A 4920-nucleotide genomic window follows, 5' to 3' on the forward strand; every position below is an offset into this window, starting at 1 on the left:
CGCGGATCCGAAGGCATGGGCGCCGAGTCGGGCCTGGCCGACCACGCGCGGGGCGTGGTCGTCACGACCATCTGCTGTCTCGCCGGCATCGCCGCCGGCGTCGTCTCGGCCGTCTACGTCGGTACCGACCCGGCCGCCGCCGCGAGCACGACCGCGGTGTTCGTGCTGGGGGCGTTCGTCATCGCGCAGTACCCGATATTCAAGGCGGTCGGCGTCGGCGACCTCGGGATCAAGGACAACCTCTACGTGGCGTTTCTCACGTTCACCCTCTGGTTCATCAGCTACACCGTCCTCCTGACGTCCGCCGTCGACCTGGGGGTCTGAGATGGCCGACGACAGCATCGCGGTCGTGGACCTCGATCGGTGCCAGCCCGACCGCTGTAACTACGAGTGTATGAAGGACTGCCCGCCAAACCGGACGGGCAAGGAGTGTATCACGGAGCGCGGCCCGGACGCCGAGGAGGGCGACCCGGACCAGATCCACATCTCCGAGGAGATCTGTCTGGGCGAGACCTGCGGCATCTGCGTCCAGTCGTGCCCGTTCGACGCGATCGAGATCATCAACCTCCCCTCCGAGCTCGACGACGACCCGGTTCACCGCTACGGCGACAACGCCTTCTCGCTGTACGGCCTCCCGACCCCGGAGCCGGGCAGCGTCACCGGCATCCTCGGCCCGAACGGGATCGGGAAGTCGACCGCCGTCCACGCGCTCGCCGGCGAGATGGTCCCGAACCTCGGCGACCACGCCGCCGACGGCGACTGGGAGCGCGTCCTCGACCGCTTCCGCGGCACCGGCCTCCAGAACTACCTCGAATCGCTGAAGGCGGGCGACGTGACGGTCGCGCGCAAGCCGCAGTACGTCGACCAGATCCCGAACCAGTTCGACGGCAACACCCGCGAGCTGCTCGAGCGGACCGACGAGCGCGGCGCGCTCGACTCCCTCGTCGACCGGCTCAACATCCGGCCGGTGATGGACCAGGACATCGACTCCATCTCCGGCGGCGAGCTCCAGCGCGTCGCCATCGCGGCCTGCCTCGCCCGCGACGCCGACTTCTACTTCCTCGACGAGATCACGCCGTACCTCGACATCGGCCAGCGGATGATCGTCGCGCGGCTCGTCCGCGAGCTGGCGGACGACGACGCCGCCGACCGGTCGATGCTCGTCGTCGAACACGACCTCGCCATCCTCGACCTGCTCGCCGACACCCTCCACGTCGCGTACGGTGAGCCGGGCGCGTACGGTGTCATCACCGACCCGAAGTCCGTCCGGAAGGGGATCAACGAGTACCTGAAGGGGTACCTCGACAACGAGAACATGCGGATCCGGCCCTCCGCGATCACCTTCGAGGAGCACGCGCCGCGGGTCGCCTCCCGGAGCGAGACGCTGATCGAGTACCCCGACCTGCGGAAGTCGTACGGCGACGGCGAGTTCGAGCTCCGCGTCGAGGGCGGCGAGATCAACCGCTCCGAGGTGCTGGGCGTCGTCGGCCCGAACGGGATCGGGAAGTCCACGCTCGCGCAGCTGTTCACGGGCGACTTAGAGCCCGACGAGGGCGAGCTCGACTTCGCGCTCGACATCTCCTACAAGCCGCAGTACATCGACATCGACCAGCACATGCGGGTCGACGCGTTCCTCTCCTCGATCACCGACGAGTTCGGCTCCTCGTACTGGAACACCGAGATCGCCCAGCCGCTCCAGTTGGAGCGCGTGATGGAGCAGAACCTCTCGGACCTCTCGGGCGGGGAGCGCCAGCGCGTCGCCATCGCCGCGTGCCTCTCCGACGACGCCGACCTCTACCTCCTCGACGAGCCCTCCGCGCACCTCGACGTCGAGCAGCGCGTGCGGGCGACGACCGCGATCCGCCGGTACGCCGAGAACCACGACGCGACGGTGATGGTGATCGACCACGACATCTACATGATCGACCTGCTCGCCGACCGACTGATGGTGTTCGACGGCGAGCCGGCCGAGCGCGGGCGCGCCGCGCCCCCGCAGGACATGCGCGACGGCATGAACGAGTTCCTCGCCGACCTCGAGATCACCTTCCGCCGCGACGAGCGCACGGGCCGCCCCCGGATCAACAAGCCCGGGTCGCAGCTCGACAGCCAGCAGAAGCGCGACGGCGAGTACTACTACTCGGGCTGAGTCGGGCGCCGACGCGGAGCGGCGAGCGCCGCGGCGTCCTCCCGCGTCCCGATCCTCGCTATCGAAGCGGTTAAGCCCGGAACACGCGAACGCGGGCACATGTACCACCTCATCATCCGCGGCGACCCCGACATCCGGAAGGACGCGGTGATCGAGCACGACGGCGAGGAGCTGGTCTGTTTCGGCATCAACGTCCAGGGCGGCTGGCACGGCCCGGACGAGCCGCAGCTCTGGTGTACCGTCGGCACCGAAGACGAGCGCGAGGCCTACGACAAACGCGAGTACGTCCCCCACTGGCTCGACGTCGAGACGGTCGACGCCGAGGACCTGGACGTGATCAAGGCGAAGGGCGAGCTCTCCGTTTAACTCCGCGACCGGTCTTCTCGGGCCTCCTACCCCTCCACCGGCGGGTCCGCCAGCCACGCCTCGATGGCGCCCGCCATCGCGCCGCGGCGGTGGACCGTCCCCGCCTCGGGGTCGACGACCGTGCTCTCGGTGCCGGGCGTCTCCCCGTCGTCGATGACGGCGGCGACGCCCTCCCGGATCCGGTCGTCGAGCTGGTCCGGACGCGTGACGCTACCGGTCCCCGAGACGTTGGCGCTCGTCGCGGTGAGGGGACCGGTCTCGGCCAGCAGCGCCCGCGCGAGGCCGTGGTCGGGAACGCGGATCCCGACGCGGTCGCGCCCGGCGGTGAGCGCGTCGGGCACCCGGTCGTCGCGCTCGACGACGACGGTCACTGGCCCCGGGAGGAACGCCCGCGCGAAGGCGACGGCCAGCTCCGTCGGTCGGGTGTAGCGGAGCGCGTCGTCGACGCTCGCGACGCCGAGCGAGAGGGGGTTCGACCGGTCGCGTCCCTTCAGCTCGAAGACGCGCTCGACGGCGTCGGGGTCGAGCGCGTCGGCGCCCAGCCCGTACACCGTCTCGGTCGGGTAGACCACGAGGTCGCCGCGGTCGACGGCGGCGGCCGCCGCGCGTAGCTCCTCGGATCGGTCCGCTCGGTCGTCGCTCGTGTCGGCGGTCACGCGCGTCCGTTCGGCGCCGAGTTGAAAAAGGGTGACGAGTGGGCGCGTGATTTCCGCGTCAGTCGGCCGAGCGGGGATCCGATCAGTCGGCGAGGTCGGCGACCGCGTCGCCGATCGCCTCGGCGTCGGGGAACTCGGGGTGTTCGCTCGCGACCCACGCGTACTCGACCGTCCGGTCGGAATCAAGCAGGAAGACGGCCGGGCGGCTCTCCGTGATCCCGGTCATCCCGTCGATGTCGTGGGCGAGGCCGTACTCCTCGACCACGCCCGCGCTCGGGTCCGAGAAGACGCGGACGCCGTCGCCGCGGTCGGCGAGCAGGCGCTTGTGGGCGTACGGCGTCGAGATCGAGACGCCGAGGACGTCGACCTCGTCGCTCCACCCGTTATCGTCGACCGTGTTGTAGAGGTACGTCCCCTGGAACGTGCCGTCCATGGGGTGGAAGAGAAGGAGCGTCGGCCCGTCGACGACGTCGGCGAGCGCGCGGTCCTCCCAGTACTCGCCGTTGACGAGCGGCCGGGTGAAGTCGGGCGCCGTGTCGCCCTCGTCGACGTGGTCTGTCTCGGGCAGGGAGACGACGTCGAAGTCGACCATCTCAGGCACCTCCCTCGGCGTCGACCGCGCGGCCCCCGTCCGTCGCCGCGTCGCCGTACGTGCCCTTCAGGTACTCGACGATGTTCGCGCTCTCGGACATGGTGACGCCGGTCTCGCGGTCGACGACCGCCGGGACGCTGCGCGCGCCGGAGACGCGCTTGACGACGTTTCGCTCGGAGTGCATCGGCTCGACGTACCGGGAGCGGTACTCCAGATCGAGCTCGTTCAGCGTCCGGACGACGCGCTCGCAGTACGGGCACGCCTGAAGCCGGTACAGCGTGATCTGTGGCTCGGTCATGTCCCGCGGTTCGCTCGCGAGACGGGTAATCGTGTCGGCGGCGGCACGCTGGCGGCGTCGGCGCTCGCGTGAGCGGTGGCACTCGCGGCGTCGGCGCTCGCGCGGGCGGCGGCGCCCCCCGTTCACGGGGGTCAGCGAAGGGAACCCTTTAATCGTGGGCCGACGGAAGGCAAACGAATATGGGCTTGTGGTCGAGCACGCTGACGGCCGGTCTCCTCCAGATACAGCCGCCCGGCGACACCGTCGTCGCCGGGCTCGGCGCGCTCACGATACTCGTGTTGATCGCGCTGTCGGCGTTCTTCTCCTCGTCGGAGATCGCGATGTTCTCGCTGCCGCAACACCGCATCGACAGCCTCGTCGAGGACGGGGTCCCGGGATCAGAGACGGTGAAGGCGCTGAAGACCGACCCGCACCGCCTGCTCATCACGATCCTCGTCGGCAACAACATCGTCAACATCGCGATGTCCTCCATCTCCACCGGGCTGCTCGTCTACCTCGGCCTCGGGCAGGGGCAGGCCGTCACGGTCGCCACCTTCGGGATCACGGCGCTCGTCCTGCTGTTCGGCGAGAGCGCGCCGAAGTCCTACGCCGTCGAGAACACCGAGTCGTGGGCGCTGCGCATCGCCCGCCCGCTGAAGCTCTCCGAGTACGTCCTCCTCCCGCTCGTGGTCCTGTTCGACTACCTGACGCGGGTCGTCAACAAGATCACCGGCGGCCGCTCGGCGATCGAGTCGTCGTACGTCACCCGCGACGAGATCCAGGACATCATCGAGACGGGGGAGCGCGAGGGCGTCATCGACGAGGAGGAGCGGGAGATGCTCGACCGCATCTTCCGGTTCAACAACACCATCGCCAAGGAGGT

General features: G+C 69.5%; 7 protein-coding genes. 4 read left to right on the forward strand and 3 right to left on the reverse strand.

Annotation, left to right across the window (positions count from 1 at the left end; genetic code table 11):
* Positions 1 to 15 precede the first annotated feature (15 nt).
* From B9G38_RS14195 to B9G38_RS14205, 3 genes are all read left to right on the forward strand, one after another.
* On the forward strand, positions 16 to 324 hold the full coding sequence (locus tag B9G38_RS14195) for a hypothetical protein (protein ID WP_086220799.1): 309 nt from the start codon (positions 16 to 18) through the stop codon (positions 322 to 324).
* Position 325: 1 nt separating this feature from the next.
* A complete protein-coding gene (locus tag B9G38_RS14200; protein ID WP_086220800.1) occupies positions 326 to 2146 on the forward strand; it encodes a ribosome biogenesis/translation initiation ATPase RLI in 1821 nt (606 codons plus the stop codon).
* 99 nt (positions 2147 to 2245) lie between these two features.
* Positions 2246 to 2512 carry an HAH_0734 family protein gene (locus B9G38_RS14205; RefSeq protein WP_086220801.1) on the forward strand — a complete coding sequence of 89 codons (267 nt, stop codon included), beginning with the start codon at positions 2246 to 2248 and terminating at the stop codon, positions 2510 to 2512.
* Positions 2513 to 2538: 26 nt separating this feature from the next.
* Here the strand turns inward: B9G38_RS14205 and B9G38_RS14210 are convergent, their stop codons facing one another.
* From B9G38_RS14210 to B9G38_RS14220, 3 genes are all read right to left on the reverse strand, one after another.
* The gene (locus tag B9G38_RS14210; RefSeq protein WP_086220802.1) at positions 2539 to 3168 is read right to left on the reverse strand and encodes an L-threonylcarbamoyladenylate synthase; all 630 of its coding nucleotides are present in this window, start codon (positions 3166 to 3168) and stop codon (positions 2539 to 2541) included.
* An 82-nt stretch (positions 3169 to 3250) separates the two neighbouring features.
* Positions 3251 to 3760, reverse strand: coding sequence for a redoxin domain-containing protein (locus B9G38_RS14215; protein ID WP_086220803.1), 510 nt, complete (start codon positions 3758 to 3760; stop codon positions 3251 to 3253).
* Position 3761: 1 nt separating this feature from the next.
* Positions 3762 to 4058: a glutathione S-transferase N-terminal domain-containing protein gene (locus tag B9G38_RS14220; protein ID WP_086220804.1), complete on the reverse strand. Its 297-nt coding sequence runs from the start codon at positions 4056 to 4058 to the stop codon at positions 3762 to 3764.
* Between the two features lie 179 nt (positions 4059 to 4237).
* On the opposite strand from B9G38_RS14220, the gene B9G38_RS14225 reads away from it, so the two are divergent.
* Positions 4238 to 4920 (forward strand): CNNM domain-containing protein (locus tag B9G38_RS14225; protein ID WP_143415478.1); only part of this gene is annotated, 683 nt, incomplete at its 3' end.

This window comes from Halorubrum sp. SD612, assembly GCF_002135005.1.